The organism is Pseudomonas sp. 05T35 (genome assembly GCF_056396605.1).
In genome coordinates this window covers 1-719 of record NZ_JBFTLU010000844.1, presented here as the reverse complement: position 1 = coordinate 719, position 719 = coordinate 1, and the positions used below count along the sequence as shown (strand labels likewise).

The 719-nt window shown below is 58.6% G+C and carries 1 protein-coding gene and 1 pseudogene; both read left to right on the top strand.

Translation table 11 applies throughout. The features are described from left to right. Positions 1–374: phosphoketolase family protein (locus tag AC1DH9_RS30235; RefSeq protein WP_477809466.1), on the top strand; the 374-nt coding region annotated here is incomplete at its 5' end. Between the two features lie 90 nt (positions 375–464). Next, a pseudogene (locus AC1DH9_RS30230) lies at positions 465–719 on the top strand (universal stress protein); the annotation flags it as partial.

Sequence of the window (719 nt, the reverse complement as noted above, 5' to 3'; positions counted from 1 at the left end):
ATGGTTTGTCGGACTCGGCGTTCGATGAGCTGTTCATCGTCGATAGACCCGTGATCTTTGCTTTCCACGGGTACCCGGCACTGATTCACCGGCTGATTTACAAACGCAGCAATCATGAAAACTTCCACGTGCGCGGCTTCAAGGAGGAGGGGGCGACCACGACACCGTTCGATATGGCGGTCATCAATAACCTGGACCGTTATCAGCTGGCGCTGGATGTGATCGAGCGGGTTCCGCGCCTGCACGACCAGATCGAAACTGCCCGGGCGCGTTACTGGGCAACGATGGAGAAACACAAGCTTTACCTCATCGAACACGGGCAGGACTTGCCCGAAGTGATGAACTGGCAATGGACGCCTGCGGCCGGCAGTTGAGGAGCCCCGATCGATGCCGACATCCATCCAGCATGAGCGCAGAGGCAAGAAGCCGTTCGCGTCCAGGCCTGAACGTTCTGGAGCCAGACCATGAGCCAGTATCAACGGTTGCTGCTGATCATCAATCCGACCCTGCGTCACTCCCCGGCCATCCACCAGGCCAGCGCTCTGGCCAAGGCCTGTGGTGCCACTCTGCATATTCTCGGGCTGACCAAACCGGTCAGGCTTTTTTCTCTGCTTGAACCGCCGGCACGGGACGAGACGCGCACGCATTACCTGCAGGAGCAGAGCCGATGGTTGAAGAATGAAGTGCACGCACTACGCGCCAAAGGGCTTGATGTGACC